Raw genomic sequence first — 17,173 nt, 5'->3', positions numbered from 1 at the left:
AGGAGAAGTGAAAAGCTGCCTTGAGGCATACCGCGGTGACCCTACGGTCACCCTTGAATCTGCCCCAGCAAGCCCCCGACGGCAGCTCACCTCAAGCAATCGGCCACGGCGCCTGGCGCCGGGCCTTGAATCATTATGCAAAGTGTTGCCAAGTATCTTTTACAGCAGGTCTTTTATCAACAACTCCGCCAGTTGCACGGCGTTCAGCGCGGCGCCCTTGCGCACGTTATCGAGCGTAGCCCAAAGGTTGAGTTCGCAGGGGTCATCGACACCACCGCGTACGCGACCAACATAGACCACATCCTGGCCGACTGCGTCACCTACCGGCGTCGGGTAGTCGCCCTCCTCTACTCGCTCGATACCTTCAGCACCGTCCAGCGCGCTGTTCACCGCCACCAGGTCTACCGGATTTTCGGTCTGCACCGACACAGTGAGGCTATCGCCAAAAAACACCGGAGCTTGAACGCAAGTCACGGAAATCTTTAACAAAGGGAGGCCAAGCAGCTCGCGCAGTTCGCTGACCAGGCGTCGTTCCAGCACCCCATGGCCCTGCGCGTCCACCTTGCCCACCTGGGGCAGCAGGTTGAAGGCCACCTGGCGGTCGAAGACGCGCGGTTCCAGGGGACGTGCGTTGAGCAACTCCGCGGTCTGGCGCGCCAGCTCGCTGACGGCCTCGCGGCCCAGGGCCGACACGGCCATGGCCACGGTGACATTGACCTTCACCAGGCCCAACTGTTCACGCAACGGCGCCAGTACCAGCGCCAGGGCCACTGCACTGCTGCTGGGGCTGGCCACTTGCACCGGGGCTTTGAGGGTCGCCAGCACCTGGGCATTAGCCTCGGGGACCACATGGGGCACGGCCAGGTCGCCGGACAGGTCGATGACGGTACAGCCGGCAGCCGCGGCACGGGGCGCGAAGCTACGGGTCACGGCAGGGCTGGCCGCGAAGAAGACGATGCGCGCCTGGCTGAAGTCGAATTGTTCCACTTCACGCACCCGCACGTTCTTGCCGCGGTACGGCACCGAGGCACCGGCGGATTCGATGCTGGCCAGCAGGTGCAGGGCCTTGATAGGGAAATCGCGTTCCTCGAGCACCTGGACCAGGGTTTCGCCGACGGTACCGGTGGCGCCGATGACGGCGATGTCGAAAGGCTGGGGCATGGTGGGATCCTCGAGGTGTTGGGCAGGGGGGCGCGACTTTATAGGGAATCGGGTTGGTTGTCTTGGGGTTGGGTGGGGCTTCAAGTCCAGGCGCACACCCCAAAAAGCAAAAAACCCGCGCCAGAAGGCACGGGTTTCCTGTTACATCAAAGCAAACTCACCGCTCCAGCAGAATCCGCAACATGCGGCGCAGCGGCTCCGCCGCGCCCCACAGCAGCTGGTCACCGACGGTGAACGCGCCCAGGTACTGGGAGCCCATGTTCAGCTTGCGCAGGCGGCCGACCGGAATGTTCAGGGTGCCGGTGACTTTCGTCGGGCTCAGCTCCTGCATGCTGATCTCACGCTGGTTCGGCACCAGCTTGACCCAGGGGTTGTGCTGGCTGATCAGGCCTTCGATGTCGGCCAGCGGCACGTCCTTGTTCAGCTTGATGGTCAGTGCCTGGCTGTGGCAACGCATGGCGCCGATGCGCACGCAGATGCCGTCGACCGGGATAGGGCTCTTGAAGCGGCCCAGGATCTTGTTGGTCTCGGCCTGGGCCTTCCACTCTTCGCGGCTCTGGCCGTTGGGCAGTTCCTTGTCGATCCACGGGATCAGGCTGCCAGCCAGCGGCACACCGAAGTTTTCGGTGGGGTAGGCTTCGCTGCGCATGGCCTCGGCCACCTTGCGGTCGATGTCCAGGATGGCGCTAGCCGGGTTGGCCAGGTCATCGGCCACGGCGGCGTGGGTAGCGCCCATCTGCTTGATCAGCTCGCGCATGTTCTGCGCACCGGCGCCCGAGGCCGCCTGGTAGGTCATGGCGCTCATCCATTCCACCAGGCCGGCTTCGAACAGGCCGCCCAGGCCCATCAGCATCAGGCTGACGGTGCAGTTGCCACCGATGTAGTTCTTGGTCCCGGCGTCCAGTTGCTGGTCGATGACCTTGCGGTTGACCGGGTCCAGCACGATGACCGCGTCATCCTGCATGCGCAGGCTGGAAGCGGCGTCGATCCAGTAGCCCTGCCAGCCGGCTTCACGCAGCTTGGGGAACACCTCGCTGGTGTAGTCGCCGCCCTGGCAGGTCAGAATGACGTCGAGGGTTTTCAACTCTTCAATGCTGTAAGCGTCCTTGAGCGGGGCAATGTCCTTGCCTACCGCCGGGCCTTGGCCGCCGACATTGGAAGTGGTGAAAAACACCGGCTCGATAAGATCGAAGTCCTGCTCTTCCAGCATCCGCTGCATGAGCACGGAACCGACCATACCGCGCCAACCGATCAGACCTACACGTTTCATCGCAACTACACCTTTGACAAAAAAGTGGGCCGCTACTGCTGTAGCGGGCCCAAGAGATTACAGATTCCGCAGCGCGGCGACTACTGCATCGCCCATTTCCTGCGTGCCAACGCGTGCACAACCCTGCGACCAGATGTCGCCGGTGCGCAGGCCCTGGTCCAGAACCAGGCTGACGGCCTTCTCGATGGCGTCGGCGGCGGCCTGCTGGTTGAAGCTGTAACGCAGCATCATGGAAACCGACAGGATGGTCGCCAGCGGGTTGGCGATGCCCTGTCCGGCGATGTCCGGGGCCGAACCGTGGCAAGGCTCGTACATGCCCTTGTTGTTGGCATCCAGCGATGCCGACGGCAGCATGCCGATGGAGCCGGTGAGCATGGAAGCCTCGTCCGACAGGATGTCACCGAACATGTTGTCAGTGACGATCACGTCGAACTGCTTGGGCGCGCGCACCAGTTGCATGGCGGCGTTGTCCACGTACATGTGGCTCAGCTCGATGTCCGGGTAGTCCTTGGCCACTTCCTCGACCACTTCGCGCCACAGTTGGCTGGAAGCCAGCACGTTGGCTTTGTCCACGGAGCACAGCTTCTTGCCGCGCACACGGGCCATGTCGAAACCGACGCGGGCAATGCGGCGAATTTCACTCTCGCTGTACGGCAGGGTGTCATACGCCTGGCGCTCGCCATTCTCCAGCTCGCGGCTGCCACGCGGGGCGCCGAAGTAGATACCGCCGGTCAGCTCGCGGACGATGAGGATGTCCAGGCCCGCGACGATTTCCGGCTTCAGGCTGGAAGCGTCGGCCAGTTGCGGGTACAGAATGGCCGGGCGCAGGTTGCCGAACAGGCCCAGTTGCGCGCGAATCTTCAGCAGGCCGCGCTCCGGGCGAATGTCGCGCTCGATCTTGTCCCATTTCGGGCCACCCACTGCACCCAGCAGCACGGCATCGGCCTTGCGCGCCAGTTCCAGCGTCTCGTCGGCCAGGGGCACGCCGTGCTTGTCGATGGCGGCGCCACCGATCACGTCGTGCTGCAGTTCGAAGCCCAGGCTGAACTTGTCGTTGGCCAGGTTCAGGACCTTGACCGCCTCGGTCATGATTTCTGGGCCAATACCGTCGCCTGGGAGAATCAGAATCTGCTTGCTCATGCTTTCCTCGGGATGCTGTGTTTATTCGGTAAGTGCTGCGGGGGCCTTTCCCGAGCTTCGCCCGGGCCCACAGGGATCGCAAATGCCCCCCGCCAATCTCGACTCAGCCGCGGAACAACCAGGGCTGGCTGGCGCGGTGCTTGCTCTCGAACGCCGCGATGGCGTCGCCATCCTGCAGGGTCAGGCCGATGTCGTCCAGGCCGTTGAGCAGGCAGTGCTTGCGGAATTCGTCGATCTCGAAGCTCAGCACCTTGCCGTCGGCGCGGGTGACGGTCTGGGCTTGCAGGTCGATGGTCAACTGGTAGCCAGGGTTGGCTTCCACTTGCTTGAACAGCTCATCCACTTCGGCATCGTCGAGGATGATCGGCAACAGGCCGTTCTTGAAGCTGTTGTTGAAGAAGATGTCGGCGTAGCTGGGCGCGATGATGGTACGGAAGCCGTATTCTTCCAGTGCCCATGGTGCGTGCTCGCGGCTGGAGCCGCAGCCGAAGTTCTCCCGGGCCAGCAGCACGCTGGCGCCCTGGTAACGGTCGTGGTTGAGCACGAAGTCTTTATTCAGCGGGCGCTTGGAGTTGTCCTGGTACGGCTGGCCGACGTCCAGGTAGCGCCACTCGTCGAACAGGTTGGGGCCGAAACCGGTGCGCTTGATCGACTTCAGGAATTGCTTGGGAATGATCTGGTCGGTGTCGACGTTGGCACGGTCCAATGGCGCGACGAGGCCGGTGTGCTGGGTAAAGGCTTTCATGCTGCGCTCCCTTGGATCAATTCACGGACATCGATGAAACGGCCGGTCACCGCGGCGGCGGCGGCCATGGCCGGGCTGACCAGGTGGGTACGGCCGCCGGCGCCCTGACGCCCTTCGAAGTTGCGGTTGGAGGTGGACGCGCAATGCTCGCCCGACTCCAGGCGGTCGGGGTTCATGGCCAGGCACATGGAGCAGCCCGGTTCACGCCATTCGAAGCCTGCTTCGATGAAGATCTTGTCCAGGCCTTCCTTCTCGGCCTGCTCTTTGACCAGGCCCGAGCCTGGCACCACGATGGCCTGCTTGATGGTCGCGGCCACCTTGCGGCCCTTGGCGATTTCGGCGGCCGAACGCAGGTCTTCGATGCGCGAGTTGGTGCACGAGCCGATGAACACGCGGTCCAGCTGGATATCGGTGATCGCCTGGTTGGCGCTCAGGCCCATGTACTTCAAGGCGCGCTCGATGGAGCCACGCTTGACCAGGTCGGCTTCCTGGGCCGGGTCCGGCACGTTCTGGTCTACGGCCAATACCATTTCCGGCGAGGTGCCCCAGCTCACTTGCGGCTTGATCTGCGCGGCATCCAGTTCCACCACGGTATCGAACACGGCGTCGGCGTCGGAAACCAGGTCTTTCCAGGCTTCAACCGCCTTGGCCCAGTTCTCGCCTTTTGGCGCGAACGGGCGGCCTTCGACATAGGCGATGGTCTTCTCGTCCGCCGCCACCAGGCCCACGCGGGCGCCCGCCTCGATGGACATGTTGCAGATGGTCATGCGGCCTTCCACCGACAGGTCGCGGATAGCGCTGCCGGCGAATTCCATGGCGTGGCCATTGCCGCCGGCGGTACCGATCTTGCCGATCACGGCCAGCACGATGTCCTTGGCGGTGACGCCGAATGGCAGCTTGCCCTCGACACGCACCAGCATGTTCTTCATCTTTTTGGCCACCAGGCACTGGGTGGCCAGCACGTGTTCCACTTCCGAGGTGCCGATACCGTGGGCCAGGGCCCCGAACGCACCGTGGGTGGAGGTGTGCGAGTCACCGCAGACCACGGTCATGCCCGGCAAGGTGGCGCCCTGCTCCGGGCTGATGACGTGAACGATGCCCTGGCGCACGTCGTTCATCTTGAACTCGGTGATGCCGTACTCGTCGCAGTTGTCGTCCAGGGTCTGCACCTGCAGGCGCGACACCTGGTCGACGATAGCGTCGATGCCGCCCTTGCGCTCTGGCGTGGTCGGTACGTTGTGGTCCGGGGTGGCAATGTTGGCGTCGATGCGCCATGGCTTGCGACCGGCCAGGCGCAGGCCTTCGAAAGCCTGGGGCGAGGTCACTTCATGGATGATGTGACGATCAATGTAGATCAGCGCCGAACCGTCGTCGCGCTGCTTGACCAAATGCGAGTCCCAGAGCTTGTCGTAGAGCGTTTTGCCGGCCATCAGACTTTCCTCATCAGTATCTTTTCTGTGCCAATAACCGCTTGGCTTGTAGGGCGAATGCTAAGGGGTTACATTGGATTACTCAAATTCATAATTTTCATGCTTTGGATAACCAATAGGAATCCGACTGGATGGACCTGGCCAACCTCAACGCTTTCCTCGCCATCGCCGAAACAGGCAGCTTTTCCGGGGCCGGCGAACGCTTGCACCTGACCCAGCCGGCGATCAGCAAACGCATCGCCGGGCTTGAACAACAACTCAATGTACGCCTGTTCGACCGCCTGGGGCGTGAAGTCAGCCTGACGGAGGCCGGCCGCGCCCTGCTGCCACGCGCCTACCAGATTCTCAATGTGCTGGACGATACCCGCCGCGCACTGACCAACCTTACCGGCGAGGTCAGCGGCCGCCTGACACTGGCCACCAGCCACCACATCGGCCTGCACCGCCTGCCTCCGGTGCTGCGCGCGTTCACCCGCCAGTACCCGGCGGTGGCGCTGGACATCCAGTTCCTGGATTCGGAAGTGGCCTACGAAGAAATCCTCCATGGCCGTGCCGAGCTGGCGGTCATCACCCTGGCGCCGGAACCCCACCACCTGGTGCGCGCCGCGCCGGTGTGGGACGACCCGCTGGACTTCGTGGTGGCCCCCGAGCACCCGCTGGCCCTCAACGGCGCGGTGACCCTGGCGGACATCGCCCACCACCCGGCAGTGTTTCCCGGCGGCAACACCTTTACCCACCATATCGTCCAGCGGCTGTTCGAGGCCCGGGGCCTGACGGCCAACATCGCCATGAGCACCAACTACATGGAAACCATCAAGATGATGGTGTCCATCGGCCTGGCCTGGAGCGTGCTGCCACGCACCATGCTCGACGACCAGGTACGCAGTATTCCATTGGCGGGCATACAGCTCAGTCGCCAGCTAGGCTACATCGTGCACACCGAAAGAACGCTGTCCAACGCCGCCCGGGCCTTCATGGCGCTGCTCGATGCCCAGGGCAGCACGTTCGGCGGCTAGCAGGTGCGCACAGAAGGTCTACCTTAAGGAAGCGTTATTCGCCAAAGGTCTGGTCCATGCCCAAGTCAGCATCACGCTTTCCGCGCTTGCCGCGTATCCATGCGGCCGACCCCCAGGAATCCGAGCAGACCTGGGAAAGCGCCCCGCAATTGCTGGCCGCCCTCAACGGCGCGCACCTGGGCGCCTGGTTCTGGGACATTGAAACCGGCCAGGTAAGCTGGTCACGCGGGACCCAGGCGCTGTTCGGCTTCGACCCGCACCAGCCGCTGCCCAACGACGTGGACTACCTGGACTTGCTGCCCGAGGAAGACCGCAACCGCACGGTGCAGGCCTTTCAGGCCGTGTTGCGCGGCGAACCGGTGGAGCAGGCCATGCGCCACCGTATCCGCTGGCCGGACGGCAGCCTGCATTGGCTGGAGATCAACGGCAGCCTGGTGACCGGCAAGGAAGGCCGCGCGCGCATGGTCGGGGTCATCCGTGAGATCACCCGCCAGCGCGACCGCGAAACCGCTTTGATCAACTCGGAAAAACGCTTCGCCACCCTGTTCCACCTCAGCCCCAACGTGGTGCTGCTGACACGGCGCCACGACGGCCTGATCCATGAGGTGAACCAGCATTTCGAGAAGATCCTGGGGTGGTCGGCCGCCCAGATCATCAACAAGACCACCGTGGAACTGGGGTTGTGGGCCGACCCCGAACAGCGCCGGCGGCTATTGGAAGTTACCCGCCACACCTTCGAACCCGTGAACATGGAGGTGCAGTTGTGCGCCAGCTCCGGGCAGATACACGACGGCATCCTGTGCACCCAGAACATCGAGCTGGACAACGTCAGCTATTTGCTCAGCACCTTCATCGACACCAGTGACAGCAAACGCGCCGCACAGGCCCTCAAGGATAGCCAGGAACGCCTGGACCTGGCCCTCGATTCCGCCCAACTGGGCACCTGGGACTGGCACATTCCCAGCGGCATGCTCTATGGCTCGGCCCGGGCCGCGCAACTGCATGGCCTGCCCGCGGAGCCTTTTCATGAATCCTTCGAAGCGTTTTTCGAGGGGGTACCGGACGATGAACGCAACAGCATGCGCCAGGCCTACCGCAGCCTGCGCGAGGGCCCGGCGGGCAATTACCAGATCACTTACCGCATCGCCCTGGAAAACGGTGGCTCGCGCTACCTGGAAAGCCGCGCCCGCCTGTACCGCGACGACCACGGCCAACCCCTGCGCATGGCGGGCACCTTGCTGGACATCACCGAACAGGTGGAACGCGAACAGCGCCTGGCCAGTTCCGAAGAGAAATTCGCCAGCCTGTTCCAGGCCAGCACCGACCCTATCTGCGTGACCCTGCAGGACAGCGGCCAGTTCATCGAGATCAACCCCAGCTTTACCCAGACCTTCGGCTGGACCGCCGCCGAAGTCATGAGCGCGGGGCCAGACGAACTGGGCTTCTGGGTGGACAGTGCCGAACGCTTGCTGCGCATCGAGCAAGTCATACGCGAGCGGGCGCTGAACAATGTCGCCGTGCAAGTCATGCACAAGAACGGGCAATTGCTGACCTGCCTGATTTCCAGCCGGCTGATCAGTGTCGACAACCAGCCCTGCGTGGTCACCACCCTGCGCGATATCACCCAGCAGCAACGGGCGGAAGCAGCGCTCAAAAGCAGCGAAGAGAAATTCGCCAAGGCCTTCCACTCAAGCCCGGACGCCATCACCATCACCGAGCGCGACAGTGGTCGCTACCTCGAGGTCAACGACGGTTTCTGCCGGTTGACCGGCTACAGCGCCGACGAAGTGCTGGGGCGCAGCGTCGACGATATCGGCTTCTGGGCCGACCCGCGCCAGCAGGCCCTGCTGCTGGGCGAAGTGGAAGACCATGGCCGGGTGCGCCACCGTGAGTTGATCGGGCGCAACAAACAGGGTGAAGCCTTGACCCTGGAGGTTTCCATCGAGCCCATCACCCTCAACGAGACCCGGTGCCTGCTGCTCAACGCCCGGGATGTCAGCCAGCTCAAGAACGCCCAGGCGCAGATCCGCCACCTGGCCTACCACGACCCGTTGACCAACCTCCCCAACCGCGCCCTGCTCATGGACCGCCTGAGCCAGCAGATTGCCCTGCTCAAGCGCCACAACCTGCGTGGCGCCCTGCTGTTTCTGGACCTGGACCATTTCAAGCACATCAACGATTCCCTCGGCCACCCGGTTGGCGACACGGTGCTGAAGATCATCACCGCGCGCCTGGAAGCCAGCGTGCGCCTGGAAGACACCGTGGCGCGCCTGGGCGGCGACGAATTCGTGGTGTTGCTCACCGGCCTGGAGGGCAACCGTGCCGACGTTACTGCCCAGGTGCGTGAACTGGCCGACACCCTGCGCGAATTGCTCGCCGAACCCATGTCCCTGGACGGCCAGCGCCTGCAGGTCACCCCCAGCATCGGCGTGGCGCTGATTCCCGACCACGGGAGCACGCCCGCCGACCTGCTCAAGCGCGCCGATATCGCCCTCTATCGCGCCAAGGATTCGGGCCGCAACACCACGCAGTTGTTCCATAACAGCATGCAGAAGGCCGCCAGCGAGCGGCTGCAGATGGAGAACGACCTGCGCATGGCCCTGGCCCGGGGTGAGCTGAGCCTGCACTTGCAGCCCCAGGTGGACGCCCGTGACGACCGCATCGTCGGCGCTGAAGTGTTGCTGCGCTGGCATCATCCGCTGCTGGGCCAGCAATCACCGGCCCAGTTCATCCGGGTACTGGAAGAAAGCGGCCTGATCCTGGAGGTGGGCAGCTGGATCCTCGACGAGGCCTGCCGTATCTGCGCGCAGCTGCTGCAGGAGGGCTTGATCGACCCCACCGAATTCGCCCTGTGCGTGAACATCAGCCCCCGCCAATTCCGCCAGAACGACTTCGTCCAGCGGGTGGAGCGCAGCCTCAACCAGCACCACCTGCCCTGCTCGCTGCTGACCCTGGAAATTACCGAAGGCATCGTCATCCAGAACCTGGAAGACACCATCAGCAAGATGCGCAGCCTGAAGAAACTGGGGGTCAGCTTCGCCATGGACGACTTCGGTACCGGCTATTCATCCCTGACCTACCTCAAGCGCCTGCCGGTGGATGCCTTGAAGATCGACCAATCGTTCGTCCGCGACGCGCCCCAGGACCCCAACGACGCCGAAATCGTTCGCGCCATCGTCGCCATGGCCCGCAGCCTGGAACTGAGCGTGATCGCCGAGGGCGTGGAGCTATCAGAGCAGTTGGAGTTCCTGGAACGCCTGGGGTGCCACCTGTACCAGGGCTACCTGCACAGCCGGCCGTTGCCGGTGGCGGAGTTTCGACAGATGTTGATTGACGAACAACACGGCTAACTGGCCACTCATGGTGCGTACCCCGCCCCCACCTATTGTCACGGCTTATATCGACATACCCAGTCGATAGGGTTGACGTGAGGAAGCCGCGGATCAGTGCCGGCGACAATAAGCACCTCACCAACAGCCAGTACAGTGGCCGTGTGAAACAATAGCGGGTAATTCATCTCGTGCGGGTAGGTCGAGGACCAATTCTTCGTGAGGGGGTTGAAAATCTGCGCTATCCGAGGGGAATCCTGTTCCGCGACGCCACCGACAAGCATGACGTTTCCCGATGGGAGCTGCACTGCAGTGGCGCCGGATACAGGCACGGGTAACCACGCCCCCTCCTCCCACTTATCCACCTCGGCACGGTAAATATAAGTTCTCTTGAAGCGGATAGACTCTAACGGCACCCCACCACCGGCTATCAGCACGCAATCGTCAGCCAGCCGTGTCGCCGTATGATTGGCACGGGCGTCAGGTAACGCTGCGCCTGGGCCCCACTCGCCTGTCGCGGGATCCAGCACCTCCGTTTCCCGCACCACCGCGTTGCTCGATGTCCCCCCCACGATGACTACCTTCCCATCCGATAAAAGCGTTGCCGTGTGCCCGAACCGCTTGTGGGCAAGGCTGGCAACGGGCTGCCACTGGTCACCGACAGGGTCATACAACTCAACATCCCCGAGCACTGTACCAGCGCCCTCTTTAAAGTAGCGGCCACCGACCACCAGGATATGCCCTGATTGGAGCAGGGTTGCGGTATGCTCCACGCGCGGCATGAACATCGGCTTACCAGCCCGCCACCGACCCAGCCCCACCTCATAGATTTCAACGCTATCCAAGGCGTCACCGGAAGGGGAGCGCCCTCCCATCACCACAACCCGCTCCTCGTCAGCCAATACCGTGGCCGTATGCGAATATCGAGGAAGGGCAAGCGGCTCGGTGACAGACCAGTTGTCCAACGCGGGGTTGTAGATTTCGCCCCCGTCCAGGACCTGCTCCGCATCCAAACCGCCGATCACCAATACTCTCGATTGCGAGATGGCACTGGCCGAATGCAGCAGGCGTATTGAATGCAGCCCAGCAGCCCGCTCGAATATGCCCGACAGCGATTCGCGGATACCGAACCAACGCTGTACCGAGACATCTTCCATATAGCGACTCTGGAAGTGCTCTAAAGCCCCCATAGGGTTTTGGTCTGTGGATGTTTCACGGCTCATGATTGTACCTCTGGCGCAATGCCTGCCCCCTGAGAGAGTGCAGGAGGCTTGAGGTCATTGGACAGGATCCATTGCTGATGCACACCTGTCAGATTTGACAGGTACAGCGCCGTGCCGCGCATGCGCGGCCAACACGACATTAAGGCAGCAGCTGCAGGTATGGCAGGGTTCAGGCGGCTTCCAGCGCCTGCACACCCAGCAATTGCCCGACCCGGTCGCAGTCGGTTTCGCGCCGCACCAGGGTGAACAGCTCCACGGCCTCGGGGAAGGTGCGGGTGAGCATGGCCAGCCACTGCTTCAGTCGCCCAGGCGCCTGGCGCGGGGTGAGGTCGCGAACCGCCTGGCGCCAGAACGCCTGCAACAACGGCATCAGTTCTGCCCAGGTCATTGGCGCCAGTTCGATGCCAGCCTGGGCGGCGGCGATCTGCCGGGCCAGGTCCGGGCGCGAGACCAGGCCCCGGCCGAGCATGATATCTGGCACGCCGCTGATCTCGCGGCAACGGCGCCAGTCGTCGACGGTCCAGACTTCACCGTTGGCATAGACCGGTACCTTGACCACGTCACGTACCCGCGCCACCCACTCCCAATGGGCCGGTGGCTTGTAGCCGTCGACCTTGGTGCGCGCATGCACCACCAGCACCTCGGCGCCGCCTTCGGCCAGGGCCTCGGCGCACACCAGGGCGCCGTCAGGGCTGTCGAAGCCCAGGCGCATCTTGGCGGTCACCGGAATGTGCGCTGGCACGGCGCGGCGTACTTCGCACAGGATGCTGTGCAGCAGCTCGGGTTCCTTGAGCAGTACCGCCCCGCCCCGGGACTTGTTCACGGTCTTGGCCGGGCAGCCGAAGTTCAGGTCGATCACCGGCGCGCCCAGGCTGACGGCCAGCGCGGCGTTGTCGGCCAGGCACGCAGGGTCCGAACCCAGCAACTGCACGCGCATCTGGGTGCCTGCCGGCGTCACGCAGCCGTCAGCCAGCTCCGGGGCCATCTTGTGGAACACCGCGGGCGGCAGGAGCATGTCGTTGACGCGAATGAACTCGGTGACACACCAGTCGATACCGCCGACACGGGTCAGCACGTCACGCAGGATGTTGTCGACCAGGCCTTCCATGGGGGCCAGGGCAATGTGCATGGGGAATCTCGGGGAGGGATGAAAAAAGGAGCGCCATTGTAGCAGCGGACCTGGCCGCGTCCCAGGCCCCGCGCGGCGGCAGGTACGACGCGTAAACGCGACACGGTCAGCGCCGGTGCTTACGCCAGGCGCAGCACCGCCGGTCCGTAACCGTCGATGAACTCGGGCGGCATGCGCTTGGGCTTGCCACTGGACAGCTCGATGCAGCAGAACGTGGTATGGGCGCGCAGCAAGGTCGCCCCGTCACGCGGGCGCATCAGCTGGAACCGCCGGGTCATTTTCAACTTCTGGTCCGACTCGACAATCCAGGTGCCCAATTGCAGCTCATCATTTTCATAGGCCGCCGCCAGATAGTCGATTTCATGACGCACCACCGCCATGGCCCGGTCCAGGCGCCGGTATTCGCTCAGGTCCAGCCCCAGGCGCTGGGAATGGCGCCAGGCGCACCGTTCCAGCCACGTCACGTAGACGGCATTGTTGGCGTGCCCGAGTCCATCGATATCGTCGGCACCGACACTCAGGTCGATCACAAAGGGCGTAGCCAGGTCCCAGTTCATGCGCGTTCTCGCTCCTGCTTGATAGGCAGGGGGCAGTCTAGCGCACCCTCACGCCGATTGGCGCACCCACTGGCCATTGAGCAACCCCAGCACGGCTTCGATCACGCCGGGGTCGGCCAGCAGGCGCTGATGGCCGCCGTCGGGCACGACCAGCAGCCGGCTGTCGAACCAGGCCTGGTGAATGGCGCGCGCCTCGGCCACAGGCACCAGCGGATCATTTTCGGCGTGCACCACCAGCCCGGGCATTTCCAGTTGATAGCGACTGACGTCCAGCTGTGCGGCGGGCAGGCCGACAATGCCCTCCACCTGGTGAATGAACGCCGAGCGGGCACGGGCCGGCAGGCCGACGTGGGCAGCGAAATGGCGCAGCATGCCAAGAATGCGCGCCGGCGCCGCGATGGTCACCAGCGCCTCGACCCTCAGGCCCCACTGGCTGGCCAGCAACGCCGCCGCACCACCCATGGAGTGGCCCACCACCGCCCGCAATGGCGGCAGCTCCGCAGCGGCCTCCAGCAGCGCGTGGGCGAACAGCACCACGTGGGCCTGGCTACCCCGCGAGCGTCCATGCCCCGGCCCCTCCAGGGCCACCACGCTGTAGCCGGCCAGCAACAGCGCCTCGGTGAGGACGGCGAACTGGGTTGGCCGCCCTTCCCAACCGTGCATCAGCAGCACCGTCGGGCCCTGGCCCCAGCGCAACACCGAGAGGCCGAAACGCAAGGTGATGCGCTCGGCGCGCGCCAACAAAGGCAGCTCCCAGTCACGGGGCGGCAAGGTACGCGGTTGCATGAACGCCAAGCGCATGCGGGCGGCCGCGTGCCGGGGCGCCAGGTGCCCGAGAGTACGGTTGACGCCGCGAATCCAGTTGAGGGTGGTCATGGCAGCACTCCTGGGTCAGCGCACAGCGGCCTTGGCCGCGCGCAGAATACGGTCGGACAGGTCGCCGGGGCCAAGGGCTCGGCCCAAGGCCAGGCCGCCAATCATCAAGGCCAGGTCCGCCAGCGCGGTATCGGTGTCCTCGGGGCGGTCGGCCAGTTGTGCCACCAGCAGTTCCAGGTGCTCGGTCAGCACGCTGCGAAACGCCTCGGGCAGCCGGCCCATTTCCGCCAGTGCGGTCGGCAGCGGGCAGGCGCGGTCTTCGGCATCGCGGTGCTTGCGAGACAGGTAATACGTCGCCATCAGGGCCCGACGCTCCGGTGCCGACAGGCTGGGGTCGACTTGGTCGAGCAGGCCACGACGCTCACCCAGCAACTGGCTGAAGGCCTCCAGCATCAGGGCGTCCTTGCTGTCGAAGTGGGCATAGAAACCGCCAACGGTCATGCCAGCTGCCCCCATCACTTCACTGACACTGGGGTCGGCGACGCCACGTTGGATCATGGCCTTGCGAGCCGCCTCCAGGATGCGTTCACGGCTCTGGGCTTTCTTGTCGAGCATCACAAGGCACCTCCGAATATGATGGGGATAATATTATGCCTGTAATATTTTTACGCAAGCGATGTCGCTGACCGCTGGTCAGGGTGTTCAGGAAGAGGAGCGCGGGAAAAGTGAAACGCCAGACAAACAAAAGGCCCATTCAACCAGTGAATGAGCCTTAAAAATCCCGCAGAGCGGGTAATCGTGGCGTCCCCTAGGGGACTCGAACCCCTGTTACCGCCGTGAAAGGGCGGTGTCCTAGGCCACTAGACGAAGGGGACGCAAAACCTTCGAGCAAGTCCGTTTTCACGAACTCTGGCAAATTGGTGGAGCTAAACGGGATCGAACCGTTGACCTCTTGCATGCCATGCAAGCGCTCTCCCAGCTGAGCTATAGCCCCGAATTTAGCGTCTTGCGACGGAGCAACCCGAACAGGCGCTGCTACTTAAAAACAAAAGGCTCATCCAATAGGCGAATGAGCCTCAAATCCCGCAAAGCGGGTAAATCGTGGCGTCCCCTAGGGGACTCGAACCCCTGTTACCGCCGTGAAAGGGCGGTGTCCTAGGCCACTAGACGAAGGGGACGCAAAACCTTCGAGCAAGTCCGCTTTCACGAACCCTGGCAAATTGGTGGAGCTAAACGGGATCGAACCGTTGACCTCTTGCATGCCATGCAAGCGCTCTCCCAGCTGAGCTATAGCCCCAAATTTTTCGTCTTGCGACGGAGCAACCTGTACCAGCGATGCTTCTGTGAAACTGGCGTCCCCTAGGGGACTCGAACCCCTGTTACCGCCGTGAAAGGGCGGTGTCCTAGGCCACTAGACGAAGGGGACAAAACCTTCTTACCAAGATCAGTCTGGATCTGATCTGACCGAAGTCAAACAACGACTTCAGGCCTGGAATGTGGTGGAGCTAAACGGGATCGAACCGTTGACCTCTTGCATGCCATGCAAGCGCTCTCCCAGCTGAGCTATAGCCCCACAATCTTCAGCGCTTCGCAGTTCTGCGTGTTGCTGTGTGGACGGGGCGCATATTAAGACCGGATCGAAGGGCTGTCAAACTTATTTTTGAAAATTTTCAAAACTTTTTTCCAGCAATACAACCACTTACCGACGAACCGGGCGCCCTGCCCCACATTTGCTGGAGAGAAACCTCAAATCAGGCGATTGCGCCCAGCAGCTTTTCCCATTCCTTGTTTTCCTTCTTCGACACGCCACCCAGCAGGTCCAGGGCCTGGCGCAGGCGGAAGCGCGTCAGGTCCGGGCCGAGGATTTCCATGGCATCGAGCACCGAGACCGAGCTGGCCTGGCCCGTAATGGCGGCGAACATCAGGGGCATGGCGTCGCGCAGCTTCAGTTCCAGGGCTTCGACAACGGCCTGGATGGTGGCGGTGATGCGGTCCTTTTCCCAGGTGCGCAGGGATTCGAGCTTCCACAGGATCAGTTGCATCACCTGGCGAACCTGCTCGGGCGAGAGCTTCTTGTGCTCGAACAGCTTGGCGTCCAGTTGCAGGGCACCGGCGAAAAAGAAGCCGCCCAGCGGGGCGATCTGGCTGAAGGTCTCTACCCTGCCCTGCACGTGCGGAGCGATCTTCATCATGTAGTCGGCGTTGAAGGCCCACTTCTGCACGCGGGTGGCGAATTCTTCAACCGGCAGTTCACGCAACCACTGGCCATTGAGCCAGGACAGTTTTTCAATGTCGAAGATCGGCCCGCCCAGGGACACGCGCGACAGGTCGAAGTGCTCGACCATCTCGGCCAGGGAGAACTTCTCGCGCTCGTCCGGCATCGACCAGCCCATGCGGCCCAGGTAGTTGAGCATGGCTTCGGGCATGAAGCCCATGCGCTCGTAGAAGGTCACCGAGGTCGGGTTCTTGCGCTTGGAGAGCTTGCTCTTGTCGGGGTTGCGCAGCAGCGGCATGTAGCACAGCTTGGGCTGTTCCCAACCGAAGTACTCGTACAGCTTCATCAGCTTGGGCGCCGAGGGCAGCCATTCTTCACCGCGCAGCACGTGGGTGATGCCCATCAGGTGGTCGTCGACGACGTTGGCCAGGAAGTACGTCGGCAGGCCGTCGGTCTTCATCAGCACCTGCATGTCCATGCGGTCCCACGGGATCTCGACATCACCGCGCAACATGTCCGGCACCACGCAGACGCCCTCGGTGGGCACCTTCATGCGGATCACGTGGGGCTCGCCAGCCGCCAGGCGTCGGGCTACTTCTTCGGGAGACAGTAGCAGCGCACGGCCGTCGTAGCGTGGGGTTTCACCGCGGGCCTGTTGCTCGGCGCGCATCTGGTCCAGCTCTTCGGCGGTGCAGAAGCACGGGAAGGCATGGCCCAGGTCGACCAGTTGCTGGGCGTACTGCTTGTAGATATCGCCCCGCTCGCTCTGGCGGTACGGGCCATGGGGCCCACCCACGTCCGGGCCTTCGCTCCACTCGATGCCCAGCCAGCGCAGGGCGTCGAAGATCTGCTGCTCGGATTCGCGGGTCGAACGCAGTTGGTCGGTGTCCTCGATGCGCAGGATGAACTCGCCGCCATGCTGCTTGGCAAAGCAATAGTTGAACAGGGCGATGTAGGCCGTGCCGACATGGGGGTCGCCGGTGGGCGATGGCGCGATACGCGTACGAACGGTCATGAAAGGTCTCGAGCAGAGTGAATCAAAGGGCCGATGTTAGCAGGCCCGATGCGGTTGGCTCTAGTGAGGGGGTGGTTTTTGGTGGTCGGGGCGTACAGCAGGGGGTGAGCAGCCAGGGGCCTGGCCG

The 17,173-nt window shown here is 63.3% G+C and carries 13 protein-coding genes and 6 tRNA genes; 2 read left to right on the top strand and 17 right to left on the bottom strand.

Annotated features, from left to right (window positions below):
- Window positions 1–159: 159 nt before the first annotated feature.
- The 5 genes from HWQ56_RS07615 to leuC all read right to left on the bottom strand — a co-directional run bounded on the left by HWQ56_RS07615 (window position 160) and on the right by leuC (window position 5,746).
- Window positions 160–1,161 (bottom strand): aspartate-semialdehyde dehydrogenase, encoded by a 1,002-nt coding sequence (locus tag HWQ56_RS07615; protein WP_176570129.1) that lies wholly within the window; start codon window positions 1,159–1,161, stop codon window positions 160–162.
- 157 nt (window positions 1,162–1,318) lie between these two features.
- Window positions 1,319–2,431, bottom strand: coding sequence for an aspartate-semialdehyde dehydrogenase (asd, locus tag HWQ56_RS07610; protein ID WP_158154325.1), 1,113 nt, complete (start codon window positions 2,429–2,431; stop codon window positions 1,319–1,321).
- Between the two features lie 57 nt (window positions 2,432–2,488).
- Window positions 2,489–3,571 (bottom strand): 3-isopropylmalate dehydrogenase, encoded by a 1,083-nt coding sequence (leuB, locus tag HWQ56_RS07605; RefSeq protein ID WP_158154326.1) that lies wholly within the window; start codon window positions 3,569–3,571, stop codon window positions 2,489–2,491.
- 103 nt (window positions 3,572–3,674) lie between these two features.
- Window positions 3,675–4,316, bottom strand: coding sequence for a 3-isopropylmalate dehydratase small subunit (gene leuD / locus HWQ56_RS07600; RefSeq protein ID WP_158154327.1), 642 nt, complete (start codon window positions 4,314–4,316; stop codon window positions 3,675–3,677).
- The gene (gene leuC / locus HWQ56_RS07595; RefSeq protein WP_176570128.1) at window positions 4,313–5,746 is read right to left on the bottom strand and encodes a 3-isopropylmalate dehydratase large subunit; all 1,434 of its coding nucleotides are present in this window, start codon (window positions 5,744–5,746) and stop codon (window positions 4,313–4,315) included. Before leuC ends, leuD begins: the two co-directional genes overlap by 4 nt.
- Window positions 5,747–5,877: 131 nt before the next feature.
- Here leuC and HWQ56_RS07590 point away from each other — a divergent pair, with 131 nt between their 5' ends.
- Complete coding sequence (locus HWQ56_RS07590; protein ID WP_158154329.1) at window positions 5,878–6,762, top strand: LysR family transcriptional regulator; 885 nt, start codon at window positions 5,878–5,880, stop codon at window positions 6,760–6,762.
- Window positions 6,763–6,818: 56 nt separating this feature from the next.
- Window positions 6,819–10,112: a sensor domain-containing protein gene (locus HWQ56_RS07585; RefSeq protein ID WP_158154330.1), complete on the top strand. Its 3,294-nt coding sequence runs from the start codon at window positions 6,819–6,821 to the stop codon at window positions 10,110–10,112.
- Between the two features lie 38 nt (window positions 10,113–10,150).
- Here the strand turns inward: HWQ56_RS07585 and HWQ56_RS07580 are convergent, their stop codons facing one another.
- From HWQ56_RS07580 to gltX, 12 genes are all read right to left on the bottom strand, one after another.
- Window positions 10,151–11,314 (bottom strand): Kelch repeat-containing protein, encoded by a 1,164-nt coding sequence (locus tag HWQ56_RS07580; RefSeq protein WP_158154331.1) that lies wholly within the window; start codon window positions 11,312–11,314, stop codon window positions 10,151–10,153.
- A 169-nt stretch (window positions 11,315–11,483) separates the two neighbouring features.
- On the bottom strand, window positions 11,484–12,443 hold the full coding sequence (locus tag HWQ56_RS07575) for a tRNA dihydrouridine synthase (RefSeq protein WP_158154332.1): 960 nt from the start codon (window positions 12,441–12,443) through the stop codon (window positions 11,484–11,486).
- A gap of 119 nt (window positions 12,444–12,562) precedes the next feature.
- Entirely contained in the window at window positions 12,563–13,000 is a 438-nt protein-coding gene (locus HWQ56_RS07570) for an acyl-CoA thioesterase (RefSeq protein WP_158154333.1), read from the bottom strand.
- A 48-nt stretch (window positions 13,001–13,048) separates the two neighbouring features.
- The gene (locus tag HWQ56_RS07565; protein WP_158154334.1) at window positions 13,049–13,876 is read right to left on the bottom strand and encodes an alpha/beta fold hydrolase; all 828 of its coding nucleotides are present in this window, start codon (window positions 13,874–13,876) and stop codon (window positions 13,049–13,051) included.
- Between the two features lie 15 nt (window positions 13,877–13,891).
- A complete protein-coding gene (locus tag HWQ56_RS07560) occupies window positions 13,892–14,431 on the bottom strand; it encodes a TetR/AcrR family transcriptional regulator (RefSeq protein WP_158154335.1) in 540 nt (179 codons plus the stop codon).
- A gap of 184 nt (window positions 14,432–14,615) precedes the next feature.
- Window positions 14,616–14,691, bottom strand: a tRNA-Glu gene (locus HWQ56_RS07555).
- Between the two features lie 43 nt (window positions 14,692–14,734).
- Window positions 14,735–14,810 (bottom strand) — tRNA-Ala (locus HWQ56_RS07550).
- A gap of 108 nt (window positions 14,811–14,918) precedes the next feature.
- Window positions 14,919–14,994, bottom strand: a tRNA-Glu gene (locus HWQ56_RS07545).
- Between the two features lie 43 nt (window positions 14,995–15,037).
- Window positions 15,038–15,113 (bottom strand) — tRNA-Ala (locus HWQ56_RS07540).
- Window positions 15,114–15,166: 53 nt separating this feature from the next.
- Window positions 15,167–15,242, bottom strand: a tRNA-Glu gene (locus tag HWQ56_RS07535).
- A gap of 71 nt (window positions 15,243–15,313) precedes the next feature.
- A tRNA-Ala gene (locus HWQ56_RS07530) sits at window positions 15,314–15,389 on the bottom strand.
- A 178-nt stretch (window positions 15,390–15,567) separates the two neighbouring features.
- Window positions 15,568–17,046, bottom strand: a complete 1,479-nt coding sequence (gene gltX, locus HWQ56_RS07525) for a glutamate--tRNA ligase (protein WP_176570127.1) — start codon at window positions 17,044–17,046, stop codon at window positions 15,568–15,570.
- Window positions 17,047–17,173: the final 127 nt, after the last annotated feature.

Source organism: Pseudomonas eucalypticola (assembly GCF_013374995.1).
In the GTDB taxonomy this organism is placed as follows: Bacteria; Pseudomonadota; Gammaproteobacteria; order Pseudomonadales; family Pseudomonadaceae; genus Aquipseudomonas; species Aquipseudomonas eucalypticola.
Note: the sequence above shows the minus strand (reverse complement) of the source record. Positions and strands in the feature narration are given on the sequence as shown.